22 protein-coding genes are annotated in these 25,249 nt (G+C 64.7%); 9 read left to right on the forward strand and 13 right to left on the reverse strand.

The window, feature by feature from the left end:
- Positions 1-71: 71 nt before the first annotated feature.
- Positions 72-2,819: a DNA polymerase I gene (gene polA, locus NX778_RS16470; protein ID WP_258812854.1), complete on the reverse strand. Its 2,748-nt coding sequence runs from the start codon at positions 2,817-2,819 to the stop codon at positions 72-74.
- 175 nt (positions 2,820-2,994) lie between these two features.
- Between polA and NX778_RS16475 the strand changes: the two genes are divergently transcribed.
- The 3 genes from NX778_RS16475 (at position 2,995) to NX778_RS16485 (ending at position 5,259) form a co-directional block, all read left to right on the forward strand.
- Positions 2,995-3,459 carry a hypothetical protein gene (locus tag NX778_RS16475; protein WP_258812855.1) on the forward strand — a complete coding sequence of 155 codons (465 nt, stop codon included), beginning with the start codon at positions 2,995-2,997 and terminating at the stop codon, positions 3,457-3,459.
- Positions 3,460-3,532: 73 nt separating this feature from the next.
- Positions 3,533-4,492, forward strand: coding sequence for a homoserine kinase (locus NX778_RS16480; protein WP_258812856.1), 960 nt, complete (start codon positions 3,533-3,535; stop codon positions 4,490-4,492).
- Complete coding sequence (locus NX778_RS16485) at positions 4,489-5,259, forward strand: BPSS1780 family membrane protein (RefSeq protein WP_258812857.1); 771 nt, start codon at positions 4,489-4,491, stop codon at positions 5,257-5,259. Before NX778_RS16480 ends, NX778_RS16485 begins: the two co-directional genes overlap by 4 nt.
- A 109-nt stretch (positions 5,260-5,368) precedes the next feature.
- On the opposite strand, the gene NX778_RS16490 is transcribed toward NX778_RS16485, so the two are convergent.
- From NX778_RS16490 to NX778_RS16500, 3 genes are read right to left on the reverse strand one after another with little or no spacing between them, the layout of a single operon-like run.
- Entirely contained in the window at positions 5,369-7,678 is a 2,310-nt protein-coding gene (locus NX778_RS16490) for a UvrD-helicase domain-containing protein (protein WP_258812858.1), read from the reverse strand.
- Positions 7,679-7,727: 49 nt separating this feature from the next.
- The gene (locus tag NX778_RS16495) at positions 7,728-8,996 is read right to left on the reverse strand and encodes a M56 family metallopeptidase (RefSeq protein WP_258812859.1); all 1,269 of its coding nucleotides are present in this window, start codon (positions 8,994-8,996) and stop codon (positions 7,728-7,730) included.
- Positions 8,986-9,369, reverse strand: a complete 384-nt coding sequence (locus NX778_RS16500) for a BlaI/MecI/CopY family transcriptional regulator (protein WP_258812860.1) — start codon at positions 9,367-9,369, stop codon at positions 8,986-8,988. The genes NX778_RS16495 and NX778_RS16500 overlap by 11 nt, the downstream gene beginning before the upstream one ends.
- Positions 9,370-9,566: 197 nt before the next feature.
- Here NX778_RS16500 and NX778_RS16505 point away from each other — a divergent pair, with 197 nt between their 5' ends.
- Both NX778_RS16505 and NX778_RS16510 read left to right on the forward strand, forming a co-directional pair.
- Complete coding sequence (locus NX778_RS16505; protein WP_258812861.1) at positions 9,567-10,073, forward strand: hemerythrin domain-containing protein; 507 nt, start codon at positions 9,567-9,569, stop codon at positions 10,071-10,073.
- 203 nt (positions 10,074-10,276) lie between these two features.
- Complete coding sequence (locus NX778_RS16510; protein ID WP_258812862.1) at positions 10,277-10,417, forward strand: hypothetical protein; 141 nt, start codon at positions 10,277-10,279, stop codon at positions 10,415-10,417.
- Positions 10,418-10,497: 80 nt separating this feature from the next.
- On the opposite strand, the gene NX778_RS16515 is transcribed toward NX778_RS16510, so the two are convergent.
- From NX778_RS16515 to NX778_RS16530, 4 genes are all read right to left on the reverse strand, one after another.
- Entirely contained in the window at positions 10,498-12,573 is a 2,076-nt protein-coding gene (locus NX778_RS16515; RefSeq protein ID WP_258812863.1) for a M13 family metallopeptidase, read from the reverse strand.
- A gap of 131 nt (positions 12,574-12,704) precedes the next feature.
- Entirely contained in the window at positions 12,705-13,238 is a 534-nt protein-coding gene (locus NX778_RS16520) for an outer membrane beta-barrel protein (protein WP_258812864.1), read from the reverse strand.
- Positions 13,239-13,411: 173 nt separating this feature from the next.
- Positions 13,412-15,181 (reverse strand): M56 family metallopeptidase, encoded by a 1,770-nt coding sequence (locus tag NX778_RS16525; RefSeq protein WP_258812865.1) that lies wholly within the window; start codon positions 15,179-15,181, stop codon positions 13,412-13,414.
- A gap of 328 nt (positions 15,182-15,509) precedes the next feature.
- Positions 15,510-16,616 (reverse strand): S-(hydroxymethyl)glutathione dehydrogenase/class III alcohol dehydrogenase, encoded by a 1,107-nt coding sequence (locus tag NX778_RS16530; RefSeq protein ID WP_258812866.1) that lies wholly within the window; start codon positions 16,614-16,616, stop codon positions 15,510-15,512.
- 165 nt (positions 16,617-16,781) lie between these two features.
- Between NX778_RS16530 and NX778_RS16535 the strand changes: the two genes are divergently transcribed.
- Positions 16,782-18,038 (forward strand): MFS transporter, encoded by a 1,257-nt coding sequence (locus NX778_RS16535; protein WP_258812867.1) that lies wholly within the window; start codon positions 16,782-16,784, stop codon positions 18,036-18,038.
- On the opposite strand, the gene NX778_RS16540 is transcribed toward NX778_RS16535, so the two are convergent.
- Complete coding sequence (locus tag NX778_RS16540; RefSeq protein ID WP_258812868.1) at positions 17,982-18,305, reverse strand: helix-turn-helix domain-containing protein; 324 nt, start codon at positions 18,303-18,305, stop codon at positions 17,982-17,984. The genes NX778_RS16535 and NX778_RS16540 overlap by 57 nt on opposite strands.
- Positions 18,302-18,631, reverse strand: coding sequence for a type II toxin-antitoxin system RelE/ParE family toxin (locus tag NX778_RS16545; protein WP_258812869.1), 330 nt, complete (start codon positions 18,629-18,631; stop codon positions 18,302-18,304). Before NX778_RS16545 ends, NX778_RS16540 begins: the two co-directional genes overlap by 4 nt.
- A gap of 190 nt (positions 18,632-18,821) precedes the next feature.
- Here NX778_RS16545 and NX778_RS16550 point away from each other — a divergent pair, with 190 nt between their 5' ends.
- From NX778_RS16550 to NX778_RS16560, 3 genes are all read left to right on the forward strand, one after another.
- The gene (locus NX778_RS16550) at positions 18,822-21,620 is read left to right on the forward strand and encodes a valine--tRNA ligase (RefSeq protein ID WP_258812870.1); all 2,799 of its coding nucleotides are present in this window, start codon (positions 18,822-18,824) and stop codon (positions 21,618-21,620) included.
- A gap of 235 nt (positions 21,621-21,855) precedes the next feature.
- Entirely contained in the window at positions 21,856-22,302 is a 447-nt protein-coding gene (locus NX778_RS16555) for a DUF2147 domain-containing protein (protein WP_258812871.1), read from the forward strand.
- A 49-nt stretch (positions 22,303-22,351) separates the two neighbouring features.
- Entirely contained in the window at positions 22,352-22,720 is a 369-nt protein-coding gene (locus tag NX778_RS16560) for a VOC family protein (RefSeq protein ID WP_258812872.1), read from the forward strand.
- A gap of 83 nt (positions 22,721-22,803) precedes the next feature.
- Here the strand turns inward: NX778_RS16560 and NX778_RS16565 are convergent, their stop codons facing one another.
- The 3 genes from NX778_RS16565 to NX778_RS16575 form a co-directional block, all read right to left on the reverse strand.
- Entirely contained in the window at positions 22,804-23,409 is a 606-nt protein-coding gene (locus NX778_RS16565) for a response regulator transcription factor (RefSeq protein ID WP_258812873.1), read from the reverse strand.
- Positions 23,394-24,506, reverse strand: coding sequence for a sensor histidine kinase (locus NX778_RS16570; RefSeq protein ID WP_258812874.1), 1,113 nt, complete (start codon positions 24,504-24,506; stop codon positions 23,394-23,396). Before NX778_RS16570 ends, NX778_RS16565 begins: the two co-directional genes overlap by 16 nt.
- Positions 24,507-24,591: 85 nt before the next feature.
- Positions 24,592-25,224 (reverse strand): hypothetical protein, encoded by a 633-nt coding sequence (locus NX778_RS16575; protein WP_258812875.1) that lies wholly within the window; start codon positions 25,222-25,224, stop codon positions 24,592-24,594.
- Between the last annotated feature and the right edge of the window lie 25 nt (positions 25,225-25,249).

Genomic DNA, 25,249 nt, shown 5'->3' on the forward strand with positions numbered 1-25,249 from the left:
TTGCAGCCCGCACACGGGGATTGAAACGTCTGCTTACAACAGTTACCGAACTGTCGCCGCGTTCAGCAACATCAGTGTGCCTGCTCCCAGTTGGGGCCGACGCCGGTCTCGGCCAGCAGCGGCACCTTGAGCGTCGCCACGCCTGACATCAGTTCCGGCAGGCGCGCCTTGACCAGCTCCAGCTCGGCCTCGGGCACTTCCAGCACCAGTTCGTCGTGCACCTGCATCACCATGCGGGTGCCCAGGCCCTCGCGTTCGATCCAGCCCTGCACCGCGATCATCGCCAGCTTGATCAGGTCGGCGGCCGTACCCTGCATCGGCGCATTGATCGCCGCGCGTTCGGCGGCGGCGCGGCGCGGGCCGTTGGGCGAATTGATCTCGGGGAGCCACAGGCGGCGGCCGAACACGGTCTCGACGTAGCCGCGCTGCTTGGCTGCGAGGCGGGTCTCGTCCATGTACTGCTTCACGCCGGAGAAGCGGTTGAAGTAGCGCTCGATATAATTCTGCGCGGCGGAGCGCTCGATGCCGAGGTTGGACGCCAGGCCGAATGCGCTCATGCCGTAGATCAGGCCGAAGTTGATGACCTTGGCGTAGCGGCGCTGCTCCGACTGCACCTCTTCCTGCGCCAGGCCGAAGATTTCGGCGGCGGTTGCGCGGTGGATGTCGGCGCCTTCCGCGAACGCGCGCAGCATCGCCTCGTCGCCCGAGATGTGGGCCATGATGCGCAGCTCGATCTGCGAATAGTCGGCCGACACGATCACATTGCCCGGCCCCGCCACGAAGGCTTCGCGGATACGGCGGCCTTCGGCGGTGCGCACGGGGATATTCTGCAGGTTCGGGTCGTTCGAGGCCAGGCGCCCGGTGACGGCCACCGCCTGCGCGTAATTGGTGTGCACGCGGCCGGTGTTCGGGTTCACGCCCTTGGGCAGTTTGTCGGTGTAGGTCGACTTCAGCTTGGACAGGCCGCGGTGCTCCAGCAGGATTTTCGGCAGCGGATAGTCCTCGGCCAGCTTCTGCAGCACTTCCTCGTCGGTCGACGGCGCGCCGGTGGCGGTCTTCTTGATCACCGGGAGCTGCAGCTTGCCGAAGAAGATCTCGCCGATCTGCTTGGGCGAGCCGAGGTTGAACGGGCCGCCGGCCAACTCGTAGGCCTGTTGCTCCAGCTGCGCGATGCGCGTGGCCAGTTCGCGGCTCTGCTGATCCAGCAGGGCGGCGTCGATCAGCACGCCGTTGCGCTCGATCTTCTGCAGCACCACCTGGGTCGGCAGCTCGATATTGCGGTACACGTACTTCAGGCCTTCGTTGCTCTCGACGTGAGGCAGCATGCTGTGATGCAGGCGCAGCGTGATGTCCGAATCCTCGCCCGCGTACTCGGTCGCGCGCGCCAGCTCCACCTGGTCGAAGCAGATCTGGTTGGCGCCCTTGCCGCAGACATCGACGTAGGGAATGGTGGTGTAGCCGAGGTGGCGCATCGCCATCGTGTCCATGTCGTGCGGCTTGTGCGACTCGAACACGTAGGACTGCAGCAGCGTGTCGTGCTCGATCCCGCGCAGCTTCACGCCGTGGTTCTCGAACACGTGCATGTCGTATTTCAGGTTCTGGCCGAGCTTGGGCTTGTCCGGATTTTCCAGCCACGGCTTCAGGCGCTCCAGCACCAGCTCGCGCGGCAGCTGCTGCGGCACGCCGGCGTAGCGGTGCGCGACCGGGATGTAGCAGCCCTTCTCCTTTTCCACCGACAGCGAGATGCCCACCATTTCGGCCTGCATCGGGTCGAGCGAAGTGGTCTCGGTGTCGACCGAGGTCAGCGCGGCGGCGTCGATGAGCGCGATCCACTTGTCCAGCTGCTCTTCGGTCAGTACGGTCTCGTACTCGCCGCGGATGATCGGCATGCCCGGCAGCGTGGCCTGGGCGCCTTCCGGCGACGACAGCGGCGCGGCCGGCGCGCCGGCGGTGCCGTTGCGGGCGGTGAGCTCGCGCAGCATGGTCTTGAAGCCGTAGCGCTCGAAGAAGGCGACCAGCGCCTCGCGGTCTTCCGGCCGGCCGATCAGGCTTTCTTCGAACGAAATCACGTGGCCGGCCAGGTCGCAGTCGGTCTTCACGGTGATCAGTTCGCGGCCCTTGGGCAGCCATTCCAGCGCGGCGCGCAGGTTCTCGCCGACCGCGCCGGTGATGGTGTGCGCGTTGGCGATCACGCCGTCGAGCGAACCGTGCAGGGTCAGCCACTTGAGCGCGGTCTTCGGGCCGCACTTGTTCACGCCCGGGACGTTGTCGACGGTGTCGCCGATCAGGGTCAGGTAGTCGATGATGCGGTTGGGCGGCACGCCGAACTTGGCCAGCACGCCGGCTTCGTCGAGCTTATCGTTGGTCATGGTATTGATCAGCATGACCTTGTCGTTGACCAGCTGGGCCAGGTCCTTGTCGCCGGTCGAGACGATGGTGTCCATGCCCTTCGCGTACGCCTGCACGGCCAGGGTGCCGATCACGTCGTCCGCTTCCACGCCGTCGACCATCAGGATCGGCCAGCCGAGGAAGCGCACGGCCTCGTGGATCGGCTCGATCTGCTTGCGCAAATCGTCGGGCATCGAGGCGCGCGTGGCCTTGTACTCGGGGTAGAGATCGTCGCGGAAGGTCTTGCCGGAGGCGTCGAAGACGCAGGCGATGTAGGCCGCCGGATAATCGGCGCGCAGGCGGCGCAGCATGTTGACCATGCCGTGCATCGCCCCGGTGGGGAAGCCGTCCGGGCTGCGCAGGTCGGGCAGCGCATGGAAGGCGCGATAAAGGTAGCTGGAACCGTCGACTAGGAGCAGGGTATTTTGCATAGGGTGGCGATGTGGTGGTGGGACGCTCGCGCGCCGCGCTCGATCTGCGCATTATCGCAGAATCCGGCATGGGAAAAACGCAAGCTTGCAGGGTTCGTATATGGGGGCGGTGCGCCAGTTTTCACTGGCTCGCCACGGCTTTGCTACAATGAACAAAACGATAAAGGTGAATATCATGTCGCGCTCCAGCCTGATTCTCAAACTTGCGCCGCTCGGCCTGCTCGCGTGGTCCGCGTTGGCCGCTGCCCAGCAGCAAGCGCAAACCCCAACCACGCCGCCCCCGGGCGACAAGCCGCCGCGCCTCGAACGCATCGAGCCGGGCAGCGACGTCCCGGCGACCACCATCCCGCCCAAGGGCGGCACCCAGATCAAGGAACGCAAGGAAGGCGGCGTCGTTACCGAGGTCGAGGTACAGGCCGGCCCCAGCCACTACACGATGCGCCCCGCCCACCCGGCCGGCACCGGCCAGCCCGGCACGGTCGAAACCAACAGCGGCGTACGCGCGCCGCAGTGGCAGGTGCTGGAGTTCGACCTGAACAAAAAGCGCAAGCAAGCCAGCGAACAGCCGGCGGCCGCCGCACCGGCCGAGGAGCTCGCTCCCGCCGAGGTGCCGCCGCCACCGCGCCCGGCGCAGAAGTAAACTGGCAACCCATCCGTGCGCGCAGCGATGCGCGCATCCCGCATAGCTACCGACTTTTACCTTTTGCTTGAACATGGCAGTATTCACCACGGTCACGCTGGATGACCTCACCCAGTGGATCAGGCAGTTCCCCCTCGGCCAGGCGCGCGCGCTGAAAGGCATTGCGAGCGGCATCGAGAACACCAACTACTTCCTGACGACCGAGCGCGGCGAATACGTGCTCACGATTTTCGAAAACCTCGATTTCGCGCAGCTGCCGTTCTACGTGCAGCTGATGGCGCACCTGGCCAGGCGCGGCATCCCGGTGCCGGACCCGGTGGCCAACGACCAGGGCGAACTGGTGGTGCCGCTGCAGGGCAAGCCCGCCGTCATCGTCAGCAAGCTGGAAGGCGCGTCGCAGATGGACCCGCAGCCGGTGCACTGCGCCGAAGGCGGCCGGATGCTGGCGCGGATGCACCTGGCCGGGCGCGACTTCCCGCTGCGGCAACCCAACCTGCGCGGCCTGGACTGGTGGCTGGAGACGGCGCCCAAGGTCATGCCATTCCTGTCGGCCGCCAACGAGGCGCTGCTGGCAACCGAAATCGCGTACCAGAAAGCGTTTGCCGATACCCCCACCTACCGCGGCCTGCCGCGCGGCCCGGTGCACGCGGACCTGTTCCGCAATAACGTGATGTTCGTGGGCGACAAGCTCACCGGCTGCTTCGACTTCTATTTCGCGGGCTGCGACACCTGGCTGTTCGACGTCGCGGTCACGGTCAACGACTGGTGCATCGACCAGGCCACCGGCGCGCTCGACGCGGCGCGCACGGAGGCGATGCTGGCGGCCTACCAGGCGGAGCGCCCGTTCACGCCGGAAGAGCGCGAAGCCTGGCAGCCGATGCTGCGCGCGGCCGCGCTGCGCTTCTGGCTGTCGCGCCTGTACGACTTCCACCTGCCGCGCGAAGCCGAAATGCTGACGCCGCACGACCCGACCCATTTCGAGCGCATCCTGCGCGACCGCCTGGCCCTGCAGGCGCCGGAGCTGCCGGCATGAGCAGCCTGCCCGCGCGCACCGGCCTGGATTGGCTCAAGCAAGGCGCGGCCCTGTTCCGCAAGCAGCCGGCCGGGCTGACCGCGCTGCTGTTCGCGAACTTCTTCATCAGCATCCTGCTGGCGTCGCTGCCTGTGCTCGGCCAGTTCGCGGCCGTGATCCTGATTCCTTCGCTGTCGATGGCATTCATGCAGGCCTGCCTGATGATCGAGAACGGCGAGACGGTAACCCTGCGCGTGCTGGCGACCGGTTTTCGCAAGCCGGCGGTGGCCGAGCTGTGCAAACTCGGCGTGGTGTACCTGATCGTGTCGGGCGTGCTGACGCTGCTCTCCGGTGTGCTGATCAATGACGCCTTCTGGCAGCAGTTGCGCGACCAGGGCTCGGTGCCGCAGAAGCTCGATATCGCGCCGCGCGACATGCTGGGCATGCTGGCGCTGTTCGTGATCGACCTGTCGGCGCTGATCTCGCTGGCGTTCGCGGCGCCGCTGGTGTACTGGGAGAAGATGGGACCGGGAAAGGCGACGTTCTACAGCTTCTTCGCGGTGGTGAAAAGCGCACGCGTGTTCGTGGTGCTGCTGGGCGCGTGGTTCGGGCTGTTCTGCCTGGCGTCGCTGTTCATCACGCTGGTGCTCGGGCCGCTGCATATCGCGCAGGCGGTGATGTACGGGATGCTGTTTATCTTCGTGCTGTTGCTGCAGTGTGCGATCTACGTTGGCTACCGCCAGATTTTCGGCAAGCCAATCGAGCCTGCGCCCGCCCACTCTGTATAACCGTCGTCCCCGCGCAGGCGGGGACCCATGGACCATTCGAACAGCCGCACCGGAGGCCGCGTGCCTGCCAACTCAGCATGGGTCCCCGCCTGCGCGGGGACGACGGATTTTAGAGCCGTTCGAGCTTCGCCACCGACAGGTCCAGCACCTTCATCCCCGCCGCGCCGAAGTTGATCTGCGCGCGCGCCGCTCCCGCCCCGCCTTCGATATTGACGATCACGCCTTCGCCGAACTTGGCATGCGCCACCGACTCACCGATCCGCCAGCCGGAGCTGTGGCCCGACTTCTGCGTGATCTGCTTGGCGATCTTGTTGTCCACGCCGCCATTGCGGAACTCGGCGTCATCCCAGGCCGTCGTCGACTTGCGGTTGGCGAACCAGTTGCCCTGCACCCGCGGCGACAGCCACTTGAGCGACTCCTCCGGCAGCTCGTCGAAGAAGCGCGACTTCATGTTGAAGCGCGTCTGCCCATGCAGCATGCGTTGCTGGGTGAAGCTCATGTACAGGCGGCGCCGCGCGCGCGTGATCGCCACATACATCAGGCGACGCTCCTCGTCCACGCCATCGGCCTCGCGCGAGCTGCTCTCGTGCGGGAACAGGCCTTCTTCCATGCCGGTGATGAACACCGCGTCGAACTCCAGGCCCTTGGCCGAGTGCACCGTCATCAGCTGCAGCGCTTCCTGGCCGGCCTGCGCCTGCGCGTCGCCCGCTTCCAGCGATGCGTGCGACAGGAAGGCCGACAGCGGCGACATCACGGTCGCCAGCGGCGCATCGGCGTCAAGAATCGCGACGCCGTCTTCGGTCACGATCTGCTCGCCCGCGACGGCGGCGGCTTGCGGGCCGAGATGCGCCGGGGCCTGCTGGCCGAAGCCCTCTTCCTGCACGAACTGCGCAGCCGCGTCGACCAGCTGTTCCAGGTTTTCGATGCGGTCAGCGCCTTCCTTCTCGGTGGCGTAGTGCGTCAGCAGCGTGCTGCGTTCGAGGACCACGCGCACCATCTCCGGCAGCGGCAGGTTTTGCGTTTCGAAGCGCGCGCCCTCCACCAGCTTGACGAAGGCGCCCAGCGCGGAGCCGGCCTTGCCGGTCATGTAGGGCACCGCCGCGTACAGCGAAATCCCGTACTGTTCGGCCGCGTTCTGCAGCAGCTCGATGCTGCGCGCGCCGATGCCGCGCGTCGGGAAGTTCACCACGCGCAGGAAGGCGGAGTCGTTGTGCGGGTTGTCCATCAGCTGCAGGTAGGCGATCGCGTGCTTCACCTCCGCGCGCTGGAAGTAGCGCAGGCCGCCGTACACGGTGTACGGCATGCCGGCCGCGAACAGCGCGTGCTCGATCACGCGGCTTTGCGCGTTCGAACGGTACAGGATGGCGATTTCATTGCGCGGCGTGCCGTCCGCCATCAGGCTCTTGGCTTCCTCGATGATCCATTGCGCCTCCTCGAGGTCCGACGACGATTCGTACACGCGCACCTGCTCGCCCTGGCCGGCGTCGGTGCGCAGGTTCTTGCCGAGGCGGTTGCGGTTGTACGAGATCAGGTAGTTGGCGCTGTCGAGGATGTGGCCGTGCGAGCGGTAGTTCTGCTCCAGCTTGATCAGGTTGGTGACCTTGAAGTCGCGCTCGAAGGCGCTCATATTGCCGACGTTCGCGCCGCGGAAAGCGTAGATGCTCTGGTCGTCGTCGCCCACCGCGAACAGCGCGCCGCCCTGCCCTTCGCCGTAGCCGGCCAAAAGCTTGAGCAGCTTGTACTGCAGGTCGTTGGTGTCCTGGAACTCGTCCACCAGGATGTGGCGGAAGCGCGTCTGGTAGTGGTGGCGCAGCGGCTGGTTGCGCGACAGGAGCTCGTAGGTGCGCAGCAGCAGCTCGGCGAAATCGACCACGCCTTCGCGCTGGCACTGCTGGTCGTACAGCTCGTACAGTTCGACGAACTTGCGCGTGATCGGCTCGTGCGCTTCGACGTCCTGCGCGCGCAGGCCCTGGTCCTTCGCGTTGTTGATGAAGTAGAGCAGGTCCTTGGCCGGGTATTTTTCGTCGTCGACATTGTTGGCCTTGAGCAGGCGCTTGATCATCGACAGCTGGTCTTGCGTGTCGAGGATCTGGAAGGCCTGCGGCAGCGCCGCGTCGCGGTAGTGGGAGCGCAGCAGCCGGTTGCACAGGCCGTGGAAGGTCCCGATCCACATGCCGCGCGTATTCACCGGCAGCATCGCGGACAGGCGGGTCAGCATCTCCTTCGCCGCCTTGTTGGTGAAGGTCACCGCCATGATGCCGCTCGGGCCGACCTGGCCGGTCTGGATCAGCCAGGCGATGCGGGTGGTCAGCACCCGCGTCTTGCCGGAGCCCGCGCCGGCAAGGATCAGTGCGCTCTGGGGCGGCAGCGTGACGGCGGCCAGTTGTTCGGGATTCAGCTTATGAAGGAGATTCTGCATCCAGCCATTATACCGCCGGGGGTCGGCCGCCGCCGCTGTTGCCAGCCTGTTATTGGCCCGGATTCTGCGCGCGCGGCGCAGCCTCGTTCACCAGCAAGGCCAGGTCGAAACGCTTGTCGGCGCCGCCCACGGAAACGGCGATCTTTTCGCCGAGTTTGCCCATGAGTCTGGGATGGTAATGCTGGTCGCCGGATGTCAGGTCCACGTCGATCATGTACGTCTTATCAAGCGCACTGACGGGCGTGATGACGAAGGCGGCGCGCCAGTTTCCCTTTTCGATGCCGAACTGGCCGCCGGCCGCTTCGATCAGGTGAGGCGATTTCTCGCCAGCCTTCTGGTCGATCGTATCGGCCGTGACGCGTGTCACGGCATCGGATTCGTTCATGTTGAGGATCATGATGTCATACAGGGGCTTGCCCGGCGCCGCGGGTTCGCTCGCCCGCGCGGCAATGCCCGCGTAAGCGCCGCCGGCAATCATGGATGCCACGAGCACGCGGCCGATCAGGCGCCGCTTTGCACGCGGCTGGTTCTGCAGGGTCATGAAACGCTCCTTTACGGGATGGTTGAATCGCCAGCTGCAGGCGACGGTGGTGGGTGCTGCGCTTGCAAGCGATTGCGATTTCAGCAGGGCCTGCGCGTAGCTGCGCAGCAGGCCGGGATGGCGGCGCAGCACGGCGGCGTCGCAGGCCATTTCCTGGTCGGCACGGAAGAACACGGCCGCGGCATGCACCAGCGGGTTGAACCAGAACAGGCACTGCAGCGCCGCCTGTAGCAGGTTCACGAAGACATCGGCGCGGCGCGCATGGACACGTTCATGCGCGATGATCAGGGCCTGCTCCTGCTCCGTGTAGCGCTGGGCGAAATCGGAGGGGACGATGATTTTCGGCCGCCACAAGCCAAGCAGCACAGGGCCGCTGGCGGGCGAGTCGCTGTAGAACAGGCGACCGGCCGGCGTCAGCTCGCCCAGCCCGCGCACAAAGCTGCGGTGCGCGCGCCAGAACCAGAGCGCCAGCGCCACCGCGCCGAGGCACCACAGCGCTTGCAACGCACCGACCCCGTGCACGCCCGCATGCCTGGCCGGCGCGGCCAGCAGCTCGGTCGATGCCCGGATCACCGCCACCACCGTCGGGCGATGCTGCACGGCCATTCGCGGCAGCAAGGCCACGCCGATCAGGATCGGGACCAACAGCCACGCCTGGTAGGCCAGCGTGGCGCCGAACAGCTTGCGGAGCGGCCAGCGCAGGGCCAGCACGAACACAATGGCGGCGCTGGCTGCCACGCAGGCATCCAGCAGGTGAGTCCACCAGTCAATCGCCATCGCGCATCTCCTTCACCAGGCGGGTCAGCTCGTCGAGGTCTTCCTTGGTCAGCTTCTGCTGCTTGCCGAAGTGCGCCACCAGCGGTGCGATGCGTCCGCCGAACAGGCGCTCGACCATGCCGACACTTTCGGTGGTCAGCCACTGCTCGCGCTTGAGCACCGGGCTGTACAGGTAGCGGCGCCCGTCCTTGCGCGCGCTGACGGCACCCTTCTTCAGCAAGCGGTTGAGCAGGGTCTTGACGGTCGCTTCCTGCCAGTCCTGCTCGGGGGCAAGCGCGGCCACGACGTCCTCCGCCGGCATCGCCGCGGCCGACTGCCACAACACTTCCATGACTTGCGACTCGGCGTCGCTGATCGCGATCTGCTTCTTCATTCGAATTCGATTACAGGCGTAATTGAATTCGAATGATTACAAAAGTAATCGTCAAGGTCAACAACTTTCGCTATTGGTTTTGTTGCCCTGCTCCAAGCTGCAAATATAGGTGTTGAAAAATGAATCGGGCATGTACATATGCTCTTGACGGGTTCATACGTGAACTTGCGTCTACACACTTTGCAGGAGGAGATGAAATGGCGATTTTTGATGATCCAGTCCAACCTTCCCACCCGATGGACCCGGTCGAGCATCCGCTCGATTTACTGCTGCGCGACCACGAGATGGTGCGCAAGCTGGCCGACAAATACTGCAACACCGACGACAAGGCAGTGAAAAAGCAGGCTGCAACGCAATTGGTTCAAGCCATCCATACCCACTCTCGCGTGGAAGAGTCCGTCTTCTATCCGGGCGTGCGCCAGATCGATGCGGCCATGATCGGCCACTTCGAGCAGGATCACCAGAAGGTCGATGACCTGATCGCGGCGCTGCAGGGCATGAAGCTTGACGAGCAGCAAGCAGACCGCCTGATGATGGAACTGATTCCCGCAGTGCTGCACCACATCGAGCAGGAAGAAAAGGAATTCTTCCCCAAGCTGGAGCGCGCCAATATGGACATGGCGCCGATCGGACTCCAGATGCAATCGTTCGAAGCGAACCTGATCCACATGCAAGCGCAAGCCGGCATCGACATGCGTCGCTGAGCGCGAAATCGTCGCATCCACGCCACCGTCCAGGTGGCGTTCTTTCTTCGTTGACAGCCACCGCCAGCCGCGCGCCACGCGCGAAGCGATTGGCTTAACTTAGCGGCCGATGCTTTGAAAGGAGATCCCGATGCTGAACCGAGTTGTGACCGTGGCCGCCCTTGCAGTGGGCGGCATGATGCTTCTATAAACCGGACGGGGCCGTGGAAAAAATCGGCGCCGCGCTGGGCGCCATGCGGCTGGAAGCGCGGCAGAACTTGCAGCGCTTTAAGGAAATGCTGGAGCAGCGCGGGCACGAGAGCGGCGCGTGGCGGGGATCGATCCCGCAGCAGTCCACGCACTGATGCGTGCGCGCCGGTCAAAAAAGAGAACGTCGTTCCCGCGTCCGCGGGAACGACGTTCTCTCTTATACAATCAGTTGCGATCACCAAACGCGGCAGCGCTTCTCCTTGACCATCGGCTGCCCCGCCTTGCACTGGAAGGCCTGCTGGAACTGCGGCATGTTCACCATCAAGCCGTTGACGCGGAAGCGGCCCGGCGAGTGCGGGTCGGTCATCGCGTGCACGCGCAGGTTTTCCGGACGGTCGTTTTCGCAGGCCCATTGTGCGTAGCCGACGAAGAAGCGCTGCTCCGGCGTCAGGCCATCACGCATCGGCTGGGCTTGCTGCGGCAAGCTCGCCATCTGTTCCTTCCATGCCATCCAGCCGAGGATCAGGCCACCGAGATCGGCCACGTCTTCGCCCAGCGTCAGCTTGCTGTTGATCTTGATGTCGTCCACCACCGTGTACTGCGCGTACTGGTCGACGATGCATTGCGCACGCTCCTCGAAGGCCTTGGCGTCCTTCTTCGTCCACCAGTCCTTCAGGTTGCCATGTTCGTCGAACTGGCGGCCTTCGTCGTCGAAGGCGTGGGTCAGCTCGTGGCCGATGGTGCCGCCGGTGTTGCCGTAGTTGGGCGCGTCATCCATTTTCGGATCGAACAGCGGCGGCTGCAGCACGCCAGCCGGGAAGTTGATGTCGTTCATCTGCGGGTTGAAGTAGGCGTTCACCGTCGGCGGCGTCATGCCCCATTCGCTGCGGTCAAGCGGCTTGCCGATCTTGGCTAACTGGCGCTTCACTTCGAACTCGTTGCCGCGCACCACGTTGCCGACGAAGTCGCCCGGCTTCACGACGTAAGCCGCGTAATCGCGCCATTTGTCCGGGTAGCCAATCTTGTTGACGATCGCGGCCAGCTTGGCCTGCGCGCGCTTCTTGGTATCCGGGCTCATCCAGTCGAGCTCCTCGATGTCCTTCTTCATCGCGTCTTCGATCTGGCGCGTCATGTGCAGGGACTTGGCCTTGAGCTCGGGCGCGAAGGCGCGCGCCACGAATTCCTGGCCCAGCGCTTCGCCGAGCTGGGTGTCGACCAGGCGCACGCAACGCTTCCAGCGCGGCGGCTGCTGCTGGACGCCGCGCAGGGTCTTGCTGAAGAAGGCAAAATTTTCCTTGTCGAAGTTCGACGACAAGGCCGGCGCCATCGAGTGCATCACGTGCCAGCGCAGATAGGTCTGGATCGCCGCCAGGTCCTTGCTGCCCAGCAGCTTGGCGAATTCCTTGAAGAAGGCCGGCTCGGTGACGTTGAAGCTGTCGAGCTTCGGCTTGCCGACAGCGGCCAGGTAGGCGTGCCAGTCGAAGCCGGGTGTCAATGCCTGCAGGCCCTTGTCGTCCATCTTGTGGAACAGCTTGTAGGGATCGCGCTTGTCGACCCGCGACAGCGAGGCCTTGGCCAACGCGGTCTCGATCTCCATCACCGTGGCGGCGGCGCGTTGGGCCTGCGCGGCGCTCGCGCCGGACAGCTGGAACATATGGGCGACGTGGGCCACGTACTTGTCGCGGATTTCCTTCGACTTGGCATCAGTCTTCAGGTAGGAATCGCGGTCCGGCAGGCCGAGGCCGCCTGCGCCCGCAAAGGCGATCACGCGGCTTGCATCGGCAAAGTCCTGGCCGGAATCGAAGCCGAAGAACAGGCCGGCATCGGCCAGGTCCATGTGCAGCGATGCCAGCACCGGGGCCAGGTCCTTCACCGAATGCATGGTGGCGATGCGGTCGAAGTAAGGCTTGAGCGGCGCGGCGCCGCGTTGCTCGATGGCCGCTTCGTTCATGCAGGCGCCGAAGTAGTCACCGATCTTCTGCTGGGTCGCGTTGCGGCCTTCCTTTTTCTTGGACAGCTCGTCGAGCACGCCCCACAGGAAGCGCTGGTTGTCCTGCGCCAGCTTGCCGTACACCGACCAGCGCGCCTGGTCGGCCGGAATCGGATTGTTCTTCATCCAGCCGCCACAGGCGTACTGGTAGAAATCGACGCAGGGATCGGCGCTCTTGTCCATCGCGCTGGTGTCCAGGCCCGGCGTGTACGGGAAGGAAGTCGCGGGCTTGTCCTGCTGGGCGGGTGCGGTCTGGGCGGCGGCAAGGGCGCCGGCGCCGGCGCAAACGAGGGTGACGGCAAGGCGAATCAGGTGGCGCATGGGGGCTCCAAAGGCGGGGTCACGACCGCCGGTATGCTGCCACACAATTGTCTAGCTATCAATAATGATCCGACGCGCAAACAAAAAGGCGAGGACTCGCGCCCTCGCCTTCGTCATTTGAAACGAAGGAATCAGAATGCGTAGCTGATGCCGGCCTTGTAGTTGGTCAGGTCCAGGCCCGGGCGCTGCACTTCGATGCGCGCCGACACCTTTTCCGTCAGCTTGTAGTTCGCGCCAACACCCAGCAGCGCGCGGGTGGTGTCGTCCTTGAAGGAGTACATGCCGTTGCCGGTCGGGACTTCGCCGCGCATCGAGATCTGGTTGACGCCCAGGCGGCCGTAGATGCTCAGTTGGGAAGTGACCGGAACCGAACCAAGCAGCGACAGCGATGCCTGGTTGCCGCGCTCGCTGGCGCCATAGCCGCTCCAGTCGTACAGGCGACCAAAGCCGGCCTCGACGGCGAAGTTCGGGTTCAAGGTGTAGCCGGCGAAGGCGCTGTAGCTGGTGCGGTTGCCATCGGCGGCGCCGGTCAGCTTGGTGGCGCCGACGTCGCCGCCGATGTACATGGCGCCCGGCGCGGAGAACGGGGCGGCGGCCGGCTCGGCGGCGTTGGCAAGGGCGGCGATGCCGGCAAGCGCGGCGGTAGCGATGATGTGCTTGATCATAGGGATCCTTTTGATTTTGAAAAAATGGTCATCGCAACCAGTCGTTTATGTATTGACTAAGTTGCTGACCCGCAATTTATCAAAAAGGATTTGCCCGCTCATCAACTGAAACAGATTCTTACAGCGACATCTGCATGTCGGCGAAGGGGCACCGCCCCTTCGCTGCGGGACAATCAGCCGAGCGGCGCCGGTTGTGCCAGCCCCTTCGCCTGCGCTTCGCGGATCAGCTCGCCCACGGTCTTGTCGGCGCTTTTCGCTTCCCGTTCCATCTGCTTGCCGAGTTCGCCCATCTTCTTGCCCAGCTCGTCCATCGGGACGCGCAGCTCTTCCATCTGGCCGCTGGTGGCCTTCATCGACACCTCGACCTGCTGCTGGATCTGCGGCTTGATCTGCTCGCCGAAACGGCGGCCCAGTTCCTCCATCTGCCTGCCCAACTCGCTCATCTTGCGTTCGAGACGGTCGCGCTCGGCGCCGTCGGCGCTGGCGAAGCGCTCGCCCAGCTTGTTCATCTGGCGGCCCAGCTCGTTCATCTTGCGTTCGAACTCGCGGCTGGTTTTCTGGTCCATGGGCTTGATGCGCGCTGCGTCCGCTTCGATCTGCTTGCCGAGCACGGCCATTTTCTTGCCGTGCACGTCCATCTGCTCGCCGTAGACATTCATTTGCTCGCCCAGCTTGTCGACCGGCGCCCAGGCCGCGTCGACGCGGCGGAGGATGTCCTGGTCCTGCACGATGTAGGACTTGCCGCCGTCGCGGAACCACAGGAATTCGCCGTTCACGTGGCGCTTGATCTCCTTGATCTCGCTGCGGTGGCGCGAATCGCCGTTGATATTGGTGCCGTGCACATCATCGCGGACCAGGGCATAGCTGTCGTCGGCATCGCGCTGCTGGTGGACGGCGGCATCGCGCGCGGCGGGCTTGTCGGTCGCGGCCTGGGCCGTGCCGGCGTGGGTGTAAATGGCGGCGCACACGGCCAGGCCAAGGATGGGCAGTGCGAGCTTCCAGTTCAGCGGTTCGGATTCGGGACGAACCAGGCGTTTAATGCGGGACATAAGGTCTCCTCCATGGGCTGCATGGGCAAGTTGCGGGGTGGACAGCTGGAACAGATCCAGCTCGGACAATGCAAGTGCCAGGCGCCGCGGTTCGCCGAGCGTGCTTGCGGCTAAGTCATCGGCAATCTGTTCCCGCTCGACGCGGATGCGGTTCGACAACCACCACACTGTGGGGTGGTAGAACAACAGAATTTCGATTGCGCTTTGAATCAAATTGACGAGGTAATCGAAGCGGCGCACGTGCGCCAGTTCATGCGCCAGCAAGGCTTCCAGCAGATCCGGCGGCATGCCCGACAGCAGTGATGCCGGCACCAGCACGACGGGCCGCCACCAGCCGGCGGTGACCGGGCTGCCGAGTTCATCGACCACGCCGAGCGTGACGCGGCGCGCGATGCCCATTGCGGCGGCGAGCCGGTCGAGCCTCGCTTGCCATGCGGGATTGCGGGCGTAGCGGCCGGGACGGCTCAGGCGGCGCACCCACAACAGGCCGAGCAGCATGCGCAGCGCCAGCAGGCCCGCGCCCACCGACCAGGCGAGGATGACCAGGGGCAGGCGCTGCTGCAGGGCAGCTTGCCATATGGCGAGCTGGTCAACCGGCAAGGCGACGCCAGCGGGGACGGCTTGTGTGATGGCGGCCGCATCGGCCAGGGCCAGCGGCAAACTGCTGGCGGGGGCGCCCTGCTCGGCCAGCATGCGGTGGACGGTGCCGGCGATCGGCAAGGCCGCGCACAGCAGCAGCGCCGCGCAAGCGATCGCATAGCGCACTTGCGGCCGCGCCTTGCCGAGCAGCGCCAGCAGCAGCGCCGCGCACCAGCCGACCAGCAGGCCCTGCCAGACGAAGTCGAGCAGCGCCCAGCCCAGGCTGGGGACGAAAGCGGACAGGATCGCGTTCATGGACGCCTCTCCTGCGATGTGGTTCGCTCGCGCATGTCTCCCCCGTTGTTGTTCGAATCAAGGTTAAGAGAACTAGAACAAAAAGTCTAGAACTTTTTTTCTACTTCTTGGCGGACGGTTGCCGTTGGTGACAACTTTAGGGGAATGGAATGGGCGGGGCTATCGGTGTGCGACGGCCTGCAGGATTTGCGGGATGCGCGACAAAAAACGGAGGGTAGAACGTCGCCCTCGCGAAAGCGGGGGCCCCATTTTGCGTGCGCGGCTGCGGTACGAAATGGGATTCCGGCGTGCGCAGGAACGACGATCTCTTTACGGCGAGCGCCGGAGCTTAATACACGACCACCGAGCGGATCGACTCTCCTGCCTTCATCAGGTCGAAGCCCTTGTTGATGTCTTCCAGCTTCAGGTGGTGGGTGATCAGGTCGTCGATGTTGATCTTGCCTTCCATGTACCAGTCGACGATCTTCGGCACGTCGGTACGGCCGCGGGCGCCGCCGAAGGCCGAGCCTTTCCACTGGCGTCCGGTGACCAGCTGGAACGGTCGCGTGGAAATTTCCTTGCCCGCTTCCGCGACCCCGATGATGACCGACTGGCCCCAGCCCTTGTGGGTGCATTCCAGCGCCTGGCGCATTAGCTGCACGTTGCCCACGCATTCGAAGCTGTAGTCGGCGCCGCCGTCGGTCAGCTGGACGATGGTGTCGACCACGTTCTCGACATCCTTCGGGTTGATGAAATGGGTCATGCCGAACTTGCGTGCCATTGCCTCGCGACCCGGGTTCAGGTCGACACCGATGATCTTGTCCGCGCCGACCATCTTCGCCGCCTGGATCACGTTCAGGCCGATGCCGCCCAGGCCGAACACCACCACATTCGCGCCCGCCTCCACCTTGGCCGTGAAGATCACGGCGCCAATGCCGGTGGTGACGCCGCAGCCGATGTAGCAGACCTTGTCGAACGGCGCGTCCGAGCGGATCTTGGCCACCGCGATTTCCGGCACCACGATGTAGTTGGAAAAGGTGGAGGTGCCCATGTAGTGGAACAGCGGCTTGCCGTCGAGATGGAAGCGCGTGGTCGCGTCGGGCATCAGGCCGCGGCCCTGGGTGCTGCGGATCGCCTGGCACAGGTTGGTCTTTTGCGACAGGCAGAATTTGCACTGGCGGCATTCCGGCGTGTACAGCGGGATCACGTGGTCGCCCTGGCGCAGGCTCTTCACGCCCGGGCCGGTATCGACCACGACGCCCGCGCCTTCATGGCCGAGGATCGCGGGGAAGATGCCTTCCGGATCTGCGCCGGACAGCGTGTAGTAGTCGGTGTGGCAAATGCCGGTGGCTTTCACTTCGATGAGGACTTCCCCTTCGCGCGGGCCGTCGAGATCGACTTCCTCGATCATCAGCGGTTGACCCGCCTTCCATGCAATTGCTGCCTTGGTCTTCATGTGTTCTTCCTGTTATCGGTTCGCGGCACTGCCGCGGGATTTGCCATCATAGCAAGCCGCACGCGAGCATGCAGCCACGCGCGGCAAACGAAACCCTCCTTCGGCGGCTCGCGTGTGGATTGGATAAAATTGATCCTTATTCATTTTTCTCATAAAGGACGCCGCGTGAACCAAGCTCCCGCAAGCCGCTGGTACTTCGGCTGGAACATCGTCGCCGCCGCCACCGTGCTGACCCTGCTCACGGTCGGCCTGCGCATGAGCATTGGCCCCTTCCTCGTGCCGATGGCGACCAGCCTGGGCATGTCGCGCAGCGAACTGTCTTCGATCATTGCCGTCGGCATGCTGTTCTATGGCGCCGGCATGCCGCTGGCGGGCTACCTGGCCGGGCGCTTCAGCACACGCTTCGTGCTGCTGGCCGGCACCGTCATCGTGGTCGGCGCGATCCTGTGGACCGTCGCCGCACGCTCCGCGCTGTCGCTGTTGCTGTCCTACGGCGTGCTGCTGTCGCTGGGCCTGTCCTTCACCGGCCAGGTGGCGCTCACGCCTGTCATCAGCCGCTGGTTCACGCGCCAGCGCGGCATGGCGCTGTTCCTCGTCTCGAGCGGATCGATGGCGGGCATGGCCCTGCTGACGCCGCTGTTTTCATTCGCGATCCGGACCTTCGGCTGGCAGAACACCCTGCTCGCGTTCGGCGCCGTGCTCGCCCTGGCTACCGTGCCGTCGGCCCTGTTCATCATTCGCGACGACGCGCCGGAGCATACCGACCTGCTGCCCGGCCAGATCGCCGCGACGCCGGCCCGGACTGCGCTTGCCCCCAGCCTGACGCTGGGGGAGGCGGTGCGCACTGCCCCCTTCTGGAAAGTCGCGGCAGGCCTGTTCGCCTGCGGCTTCAGCATGAACCTGCTGGGAACGCATGGCGTCCCGATGCTGATGGACCATGGTTTCGACGCCTCGACCGCCGCCTTTGGCATCGGCCTGATCGGCGTGGTGGCCATCGCCGGCACCCAGATGCTGGCGCGCGTGGCCGACAAGCTGCCGCGCAAGAACATCCTGGCGACCATTTATTTCGTCCGCGGACTGGGTTTCTTTGCGCTGCTGCTGGTGGGGACGCATTTCGAGCTGTACGCCGCTGCCGCGATCGGCGGCCTGGTCTGGGCCGGCAGCGTCGCACTGTCGTCCGCCATCATCGCCGACGTGTACGGGGTGCGGCTGGTGGGTGTGCTGTACGGCTATGCCTACATGGTGCACCAGGTCGGCGCCATGATCAGCTCGTGGCTGGGCGGCTGGGGTTACGAGCACTTCGGCTCGCACTGGATCGCATTCGGCGCTGCAGGTGCTTTGCTGCTGATCGCCGCCGGGGTATCGCTACGTCTGCCGGTGAAGGGCTTCAGCTTCGCCAGGGGGCAGGTCGTCACGCCCTGACGGCTCAAGGCTGCAGCCTGCTCGACGGCATAGTTCGGCAAGTTCGTCTTGTCCAAAAGTCCAAATTCGGTCGTTTGTCAAGTCGTTCAGCCTTGTGGCAGGAATGTCGAGCCGGGCGGCCGCTTCCTCAGGAGTCCACCGCTGGTTTTGGATGTGCCTGGTCAGCGCAATCAGGAAGCTCGCGCGTACTTTCATGTCAGCGGCATCCTCCGATGTATCCTCGATCGCATCCCAAACGCTGTCAAACATCTGGCCGGACTTGTTCATCGCACACCTCCACCAATGAAGGAACGATATCTTCTAGCTGCCATCGCAATATCTCCTTTCGATGTGCTTTGAGTTTTCTTTTGAAAGCAATGCAGCACGATGACTTGCGGACCGATGCTTGCCACATACATGACGCGGAAGGCTCCAGCCTCAGCATGTAGGTGAATCTCGATAACTCCCTGTCCTACGTTGGGCATTGGTTTCCAGTCTCGGGGCATCCCTCCCTCCTGAACCCTCTGCAGCTCGACACCCGCTACCCGCCGAACCTGCTTCGGGAAGGCCTGCAAATCGGCGAACGACGTGCCCAAAAATAGAAGACGCTTCATCGATCGTCCGGTTCCAGTATAGAGGTTTGCGCGAGAATCGCGGTTCCGCGAGACCTACTTTATACGGGCAGGCCAGCCATCAGGCGCTGCGGTGGCACAAAAGGGCGTGACGCATGCCGGCATGCGTAAAACCGCGCGGTCGCTCGGTCATCTATAATGGTCCTTTTCGCCAAATTTACACGCCATCACCATGGAATTAGCCAAGTCTTTCGAGCCAGCCGATATTGAACAGTTCTGGCGCAGCGAGTGGGAGCAGCGCGGTTACTTCAGCGCCACCACCGATCCGTCCAAAGAGTCGTTCAGCATCCAGCTGCCGCCGCCGAATGTGACGGGCACGCTGCACATGGGGCACGCGTTCAACCAGACCATCATGGACGGCCTGACGCGCTACTACCGCATGCGCGGCCACAACACGGCCTGGATCCCGGGCACCGACCACGCCGGCATCGCGACCCAGATCGTGGTCGAACGCCAGCTGGACGCGCAGAAAATCTCGCGCCATGACCTCGGCCGCGACGCCTTCATCGAGAAGGTCTGGGAGTGGAAGGAAAAATCGGGCAGCACCATCACCGGCCAGATGCGCCGCCTGGGCGCGTCCGCCGACTGGGGCCGCGAATACTTCACGATGGACGAGCCGCGCTCGAAAGTGGTGGCCGAGGTCTTCGTGCGCCTGTTCGAACAGGGCCTGATCTACCGTGGCAAGCGCCTGGTCAACTGGGACCCGAAACTGGGCACCGCCGTGTCCGACCTCGAAGTGGTGTCGGAAGAAGAAGACGGCTCGATGTGGTACATCAAGTACCCGCTGGCCGACGGCAGCGGCTCGATCACGGTCGCGACCACCCGTCCCGAGACCATGCTGGGCGACTCCGCCGTCGCGGTCGATCCGACCGATGAGCGCTACCTGGCCCTGCACGGCAAAATGATCAAGCTGCCGCTGACCGGGCGCGAAGTGCCGATCGTCGCTGACTCCTACGTGGACAAGGAATTCGGCACCGGCTGCGTGAAGATCACGCCGGCGCACGACTTCAACGACTACGCGCTGGGCCAGCGCCATAACCTCCCGATGATCAACGTGTTCACGCTGGACGCCAAGATCAACGACAACGCGCCCGAGCAGTACCGCGGCCTGGACCGCTTCGCCGCGCGCAAGCAGATCGTGGCCGACCTCGAAGCGCAAGGCGCGCTGGAACAAGTCAAGCCGCACAAGCTGATGGTGCCGCGCGGCGACCGCACCGGCGTGGTGATCGAGCCGATGCTGACCGACCAGTGGTTCGTCGCGATGAGCAAGCCGGCGCCCGAAGGCACCTTCAACCCGGGCAAGTCGATCGCCGAAGTCGCACTGGAGAAGGTCTCCAGCGGCGAGATCAAGTTCGTGCCGGAGAACTGGACCACCACTTACAACCAATGGTTGAATAACATCCAGGACTGGTGCATCTCGCGCCAGCTGTGGTGGGGCCACCGCATCCCGGCCTGGTACGATGAAAAAGGCCACGTCTACGTCGCCCGCAGCGACGAGGAAGCGAAAGCCAAGGCCGAAGCGGCCGGCGAATTCGGCCCGCTGCACCGCGACGAGGATGTGCTGGACACCTGGTTCTCGTCGGCGCTGGTGCCTTTCTCCACGCTCGGCTGGCCGGAAGAGACGCCGGACCTGCGCGCCTTCCTGCCGTCGTCGGTGCTGGTGACCGGCTTCGACATCATTTTCTTCTGGGTCGCGCGCATGGTCATGATGACCTCGCACTTCACCGGCAAGGTGCCGTTCGATACCGTGTACGTGCACGGCCTGGTGCGCGATTCGAGCGGCCAGAAGATGTCCAAGTCGAAGGGCAACACGCTCGACCCGATCGACCTGATCGACGGCATCGGCGTGGACGCGCTGGTAAGCAAGCGCACCACCGGCCTGATGAATCCGCGCGACGCCGAGAAGATCGCCAAGGCCACGCGCAAGGAGTTCCCGGAAGGGATTCCGGCGTTCGGCACCGACGCCGTGCGCTTCACCATGGCGAGCTACGCTTCGCTGGGCCGCAACATCAACTTCGACCTGGGCCGCTGCGAAGGCTACCGCAACTTCTGCAACAAGCTGTGGAACGCGACCCGCTTCGTGATGATGAACACCGAGGGCAAGGACTGCGGCGCGCCGCATGCCGCGGACCTGTCGTCGGCGGACCGCTGGATCATCTCCCTGCTCAATCGCACCGAGCAGGAAGTGGCCAAGGGCTTCGACGACTACCGCTTCGATAACATCGCCTCCTCGATCTACAAGTTCGTGTGGGACGAGTACTGCGACTGGTACCTGGAAGTGGCCAAGGTCCAGGTCCAGCAGGGCACGGAAGCGCAGCAGCGCGCCACCCGCCATACCTTGCTGCGCGTGCTGGAAGTGGTGCTGCGCCTGGCGCACCCGATCATCCCCTTCGTCACCGAGCAGCTGTGGCAGGCGGTCGCGCCGCTGGCCGGCAAAACCGGCGACACGATCATGCTGCAACCCTATCCGCTCGCCGACGCCTCGGCCATCGACGAGAACGCGGAGCAGTGGATGGCGCAGCTGAAGGCGCTGACCGACGCCACCCGCAACCTGCGCGGCGAAATGCAGCTGGCGCCCTCGGTGCGCGTGCCGCTGATCGTCGAGCCGGGCAATGCCGAGGACAAGGTGCGCATGGAAGGCTTCGCGCCTTACGTGCAGTCGCTGGGCAAGCTATCGGAAGTGCAGATCGTGGACGCGCTGCCGGAGTCGCCGGCGGCGGTGTCGATCGTCGGCACCACCAAGCTGATGCTCAAGGTCGAGATCGACGTCGCCGCCGAGCGCGAGCGCCTGTCGAAGGAGATCACTCGCATCGAAGGCGAGATCGCCAAGTGCAACGGCAAGCTGGGCAACGAGAGCTTCGTCGCGCGCGCCCCGGCGGCCGTGGTCGAGCAGGAGAAGGAACGCCTGGCCAACTTCTCGGCGACCGTCGAGAAGATGCGCGAGCAGTTCGCGAAGCTGCCGCCGGCTTAAGCCATTCAGTTAGCATTAAAACCGTCGTCCCGGCGCAGGCCGGGACCCATACACAGCATCCGCAGTACGCGCCGCGTGCACAGATACTCAGCATGGGTCCCGGCCTCCGAACCGGGACGACGTTTTTGAACGGTTTATTGACGCTTCCCTCTAAAATCACCGCGTTCCGCTTGCCAAGCCAGCCCAACCATTCCTACACTGGCCCTTCCATAACAGAGAACAACAGGAGACCCACATGCGTACCCTGCTGCAAACCGCCGTGATCGCCGCCGTCTTCGCCATGCCATCGGCATGGGCCCAGAACAATTCCCCGGTCGGCCTGTGGAAGACCATCGACGACGCCACTGGCAAGCCGAAATCCTTGGTGCGGATTACCGAAAGCAATGGCGTTATTTCCGGCAAGATCGAAAAGCTGATCCGTGAGCCGAGCGAGGACCAGAACCCGGTCTGCAGCAAGTGCGACGGCGAACTGAAGGACAAGCCGGTGCTCGGCATGACCATCCTCAACGGCCTGCAGAAGGATGGCGACAGCTACGCCGGCGGCACCGTGCTCGATCCGCACAACGGCAAGACCTACAAAGCCAAGATCACCCTCAAGGACGAGGGCAAGAAGCTCGACATGCGCGGCTATATCGGCGCACCGTTGTTCGGCCGTACGCAGACCTGGATTCGCGAGCAGTAAAATATCCCGCAGGCGGGGCGCGCTGCCCCGCACCCGACGGGAGAGCTCAATGATCCGCAGCCACATGTACGTGCTGGCCGTGCCCGACCTGGCACGCTCGTCAGCGTTCTACCGCGACGTGCTGGGTTTTTCGATTCACGAGATGGGAGACCCGGGCTGGCGCATGTACTCGCGCGACGCCTGCCGCATCATGGCGGGCGAATGTCGCGACGCGCTGCCGCCGTCACAGCTGGGCGACCATTCCTACTACGCCTATCTGGTGGTGGACGATGTCGAGGCCTTCCACCAGCGCGTCGTCGACACCCACGTCGAGATCATCAAGCCTGTCACCAACGAACCGTGGCGCATGCGCGAATTCGGCATCCGCACGGTCGATGGGCACCGCATCATGATCGGGCAGGAACTGCCGCCTGCTTGAGCTGCCGCGCGATTCAGCATAAAGAGAACGTCGTTCCCGCCTGCGCGCGAACGACGTTCTCTCTTAAGCGTGATCTTGTGCGCCTACAGCCACCCCGCCTCGCGCGCCATGCGATAGGCTTCGATGCGGTTGCCTGCATTGAGCTTGCTGATCGCTTCCGACAGATAGTTACGCACCGTGCCATCGGACAGGTGCACCATCCGCGCGATCTCCGAGCTGGTCTTCCCTTCCCCGGCCAGGCGGAGCACCTGGCGTTCGCGGTCCGACAGCGGGTCGTGGCCCGCGTTCCAGCTTTCCAGCGCCAGCTCGGGTGCGATCGCGCGGCCGCCGGCCGCCACTTGGCGGATCGCGGCGGCGAGCGTGTCCGCCGGCGCGTCCTTGAGCAGGTAGCCGCGCACGCCGGCCGACAAGGCGCGCCGCAGGTAGCCGCTGCGCGCGAAGGTCGTCAGGATCATCACCTTGCACGGCAGGCCGCGCTCGGACAGCTGGGCGGCCAGCTCCAGGCCCGTCATCTGCGGCATTTCCACGTCGGTGAGCACGATGTCCGGCGTGAGCTGCTGGCACAGCGCCAGCGCATCCTTGCCGTTGGATGCGGTGCCGACCACGTCGAGATCGGGCTCGAGCCTGAGCAGCGCCGCCAGCGCCCCCAGCACCAGCGTCTGGTCTTCCGCGATCAGGACGCGATACATGCAGCTTCTCCCAATGGCAGGCGCAGTTCGAGCGTCAGGCCCGAACCGGCCAGGATGGACAAGGTGCCGCCGGCGGCGGCGGCGCGTTCGTGCATGCCGGTCAGGCCATTGCCGCGCTTGAGGTCCGAGTCGGCGCGCAGGCGGCCGTCGTCGGCCACGCGCAGCACGGCAACGCCGCCCTCGCGCGCGAGGTCCAGGCGGCAGTGCGTGGCGCCGGCGTGGCGCACCACATTGGTCACCGCCTCGGACAGCGCCAGCGCCAGCACATGCTCGCTTGCCGGCGCCAGCGGGAACTGCTGCACTTGTTCGTCGAGCTGGACGCTGGCCGCGGCCAGGCTGGCGCGCGCACTGGCCAGCGCGCTCGCGAGGCCGCTCTGGCGATAGCCGGTGACCGCCGCGCGCACTTCGGACAGCGCCTTGCGCGCCGCGGTTTCGATATCGCTGATCTCGCTGCGGGCCGCGGCCGGATCACGCTCGGCCAGCTTGCCCGCCAGCTCCGCCTTCAGCGCGATCAGCGACAACGAATGGCCGAGCAGGTCATGCAGGTCGCGCGAGATGCGTTCGCGCTCGGCGATGCGAGCCATGTGCTCGACTTCCTCCTGCTTGCGGATCAGGGCGCGGCGCGAGCGCCGCAGCCCCGACTCGGAGATCGCCGCAATCCCGACCGGAATGCCAATGATCAGGAAGGGCATCATGTACATGGTGCGCGAGGGCGACAGCGCCAGGCCGGCGGCGATCGCCACCGCGGTGGCGAAGGCCATCAGCTGGTAGGCACGGCGCATCGGCTGCACGCGGGCGCACATCGCGCAGGCGAAGATGAACAGGTTGGAGAATCCGTACTGCGCCCACATGGCGCCGAGCACGCAGGTGGCCAGCACGCAGGCTACCGCCTGGCGGGTGGTCGCGCGGTAGCTGTAAAAATAAACGGGCAGGAAGACGAAACCGGTCAGCACCAGCAGCACTGCCTCGAACACGGTCGGCGCCACGTACAGGTACTTCCACAGCACGAAGGCGAGCGAGCAGAGCCACATATAGGGCATCTTCCCGTACTCTTCCGGGATCCAGGGCATGCTGAGGAAGCGCTGCAGGGTGTTCATCGTCTTGACAGTATCGCGGTCACAAGGAGCGGGCGGCAGATGCACCTGCCATCAAATCGGCATGACAACTGTCATGCGCGAACGGCTAGAACGACGACCCGCCCGAGTATCCGTCCGGTGCGCCGGACGTGAAGGCGCCAATGAAGGTCAGTACCCAGACCAGGCCGCCCAGCAGGATCCACACGTAGTTGGCCCCGGTCAGCTTGTTATTGCGCGCGCCTTCCGGGTCGCCGCAGCTGGCGTTGATCATTGCCTGCGCCCTCAGCGATGAATACAGCAGCAGCACCATCCCGGCGAAGGACAGCAGGTCCGCCAATGGCATGCGGGGAAGGAACCGTTCCAGCAGGTCGAGCACGTTCAGGCCGACCAGCAGGCCAACGATGACCCAGGCATGCAGCTGGTCGCGCCAGGCCGCGACGCCTGGCTTGTCCGCGCCATAGGCCTTCACCTTGCTGAACAGCGAATGGACGAAGAACACCATGAACAGCGCGCGCGGCAGCGGCCAGATCGAGGGGCGCGTCCCCGTCGCGAGCTGGGAAGCATAGCGGTACTGGCTCCAGTTCTTGAAGAACCAGAACAGGCTGTACATGCCGAAGGTGGCGATGAACAGGATGGCGAATTTGCGGCGCGAGACGACGTAGAACATGCTGGCGTCGGCGGCGCCGGGTGCATCCGCCACGGCGTCGTCCAGCGGCGGAGTCAGGCTGATATCGGTCATGTGAGCCCTCGGTAGAGGCGCCGCG

This window comes from Massilia terrae, assembly GCF_024753145.1.
GTDB lineage: Bacteria > Pseudomonadota > Gammaproteobacteria > Burkholderiales > Burkholderiaceae_D > Telluria > Telluria terrae.

Excerpts from the sequence above, each read along its gene's own strand:
- NX778_RS16525 (WP_258812865.1), bottom strand. The coding sequence starts at position 15,181 with ATGAACGCGATCCTGTCCGCTTTCGTCCCCAGCCTGGGCTGGGCGCTG.
- NX778_RS16485 (WP_258812857.1), top strand. The coding sequence starts at position 4,489 with ATGAGCAGCCTGCCCGCGCGCACCGGCCTGGATTGGCTCAAGCAAGGC.
- NX778_RS16555 (WP_258812871.1), top strand. The coding sequence starts at position 21,856 with ATGCGTACCCTGCTGCAAACCGCCGTGATCGCCGCCGTCTTCGCCATG.
- NX778_RS16475 (WP_258812855.1), top strand. The coding sequence starts at position 2,995 with ATGTCGCGCTCCAGCCTGATTCTCAAACTTGCGCCGCTCGGCCTGCTC.
- NX778_RS16565 (WP_258812873.1), bottom strand. The coding sequence starts at position 23,409 with ATGTATCGCGTCCTGATCGCGGAAGACCAGACGCTGGTGCTGGGGGCG.
- NX778_RS16505 (WP_258812861.1), top strand. The coding sequence starts at position 9,567 with ATGGCGATTTTTGATGATCCAGTCCAACCTTCCCACCCGATGGACCCG.
- NX778_RS16550 (WP_258812870.1), top strand. The coding sequence starts at position 18,822 with ATGGAATTAGCCAAGTCTTTCGAGCCAGCCGATATTGAACAGTTCTGG.
- NX778_RS16530 (WP_258812866.1), bottom strand. The coding sequence starts at position 16,616 with ATGAAGACCAAGGCAGCAATTGCATGGAAGGCGGGTCAACCGCTGATG.
- NX778_RS16495 (WP_258812859.1), bottom strand. The coding sequence starts at position 8,996 with ATGGCGATTGACTGGTGGACTCACCTGCTGGATGCCTGCGTGGCAGCC.
- NX778_RS16515 (WP_258812863.1), bottom strand. The coding sequence starts at position 12,573 with ATGCGCCACCTGATTCGCCTTGCCGTCACCCTCGTTTGCGCCGGCGCC.
- NX778_RS16570 (WP_258812874.1), bottom strand. The coding sequence starts at position 24,506 with ATGAACACCCTGCAGCGCTTCCTCAGCATGCCCTGGATCCCGGAAGAG.
- NX778_RS16575 (WP_258812875.1), bottom strand. The coding sequence starts at position 25,224 with ATGACCGATATCAGCCTGACTCCGCCGCTGGACGACGCCGTGGCGGAT.
- NX778_RS16500 (WP_258812860.1), bottom strand. The coding sequence starts at position 9,369 with ATGAAGAAGCAGATCGCGATCAGCGACGCCGAGTCGCAAGTCATGGAA.
- NX778_RS16540 (WP_258812868.1), bottom strand. The coding sequence starts at position 18,305 with ATGAACAAGTCCGGCCAGATGTTTGACAGCGTTTGGGATGCGATCGAG.
- NX778_RS16490 (WP_258812858.1), bottom strand. The coding sequence starts at position 7,678 with ATGCAGAATCTCCTTCATAAGCTGAATCCCGAACAACTGGCCGCCGTC.
- NX778_RS16545 (WP_258812869.1), bottom strand. The coding sequence starts at position 18,631 with ATGAAGCGTCTTCTATTTTTGGGCACGTCGTTCGCCGATTTGCAGGCC.
- NX778_RS16520 (WP_258812864.1), bottom strand. The coding sequence starts at position 13,238 with ATGATCAAGCACATCATCGCTACCGCCGCGCTTGCCGGCATCGCCGCC.
- NX778_RS16480 (WP_258812856.1), top strand. The coding sequence starts at position 3,533 with ATGGCAGTATTCACCACGGTCACGCTGGATGACCTCACCCAGTGGATC.
- polA (WP_258812854.1), bottom strand. The coding sequence starts at position 2,819 with ATGCAAAATACCCTGCTCCTAGTCGACGGTTCCAGCTACCTTTATCGC.
- NX778_RS16560 (WP_258812872.1), top strand. The coding sequence starts at position 22,352 with ATGATCCGCAGCCACATGTACGTGCTGGCCGTGCCCGACCTGGCACGC.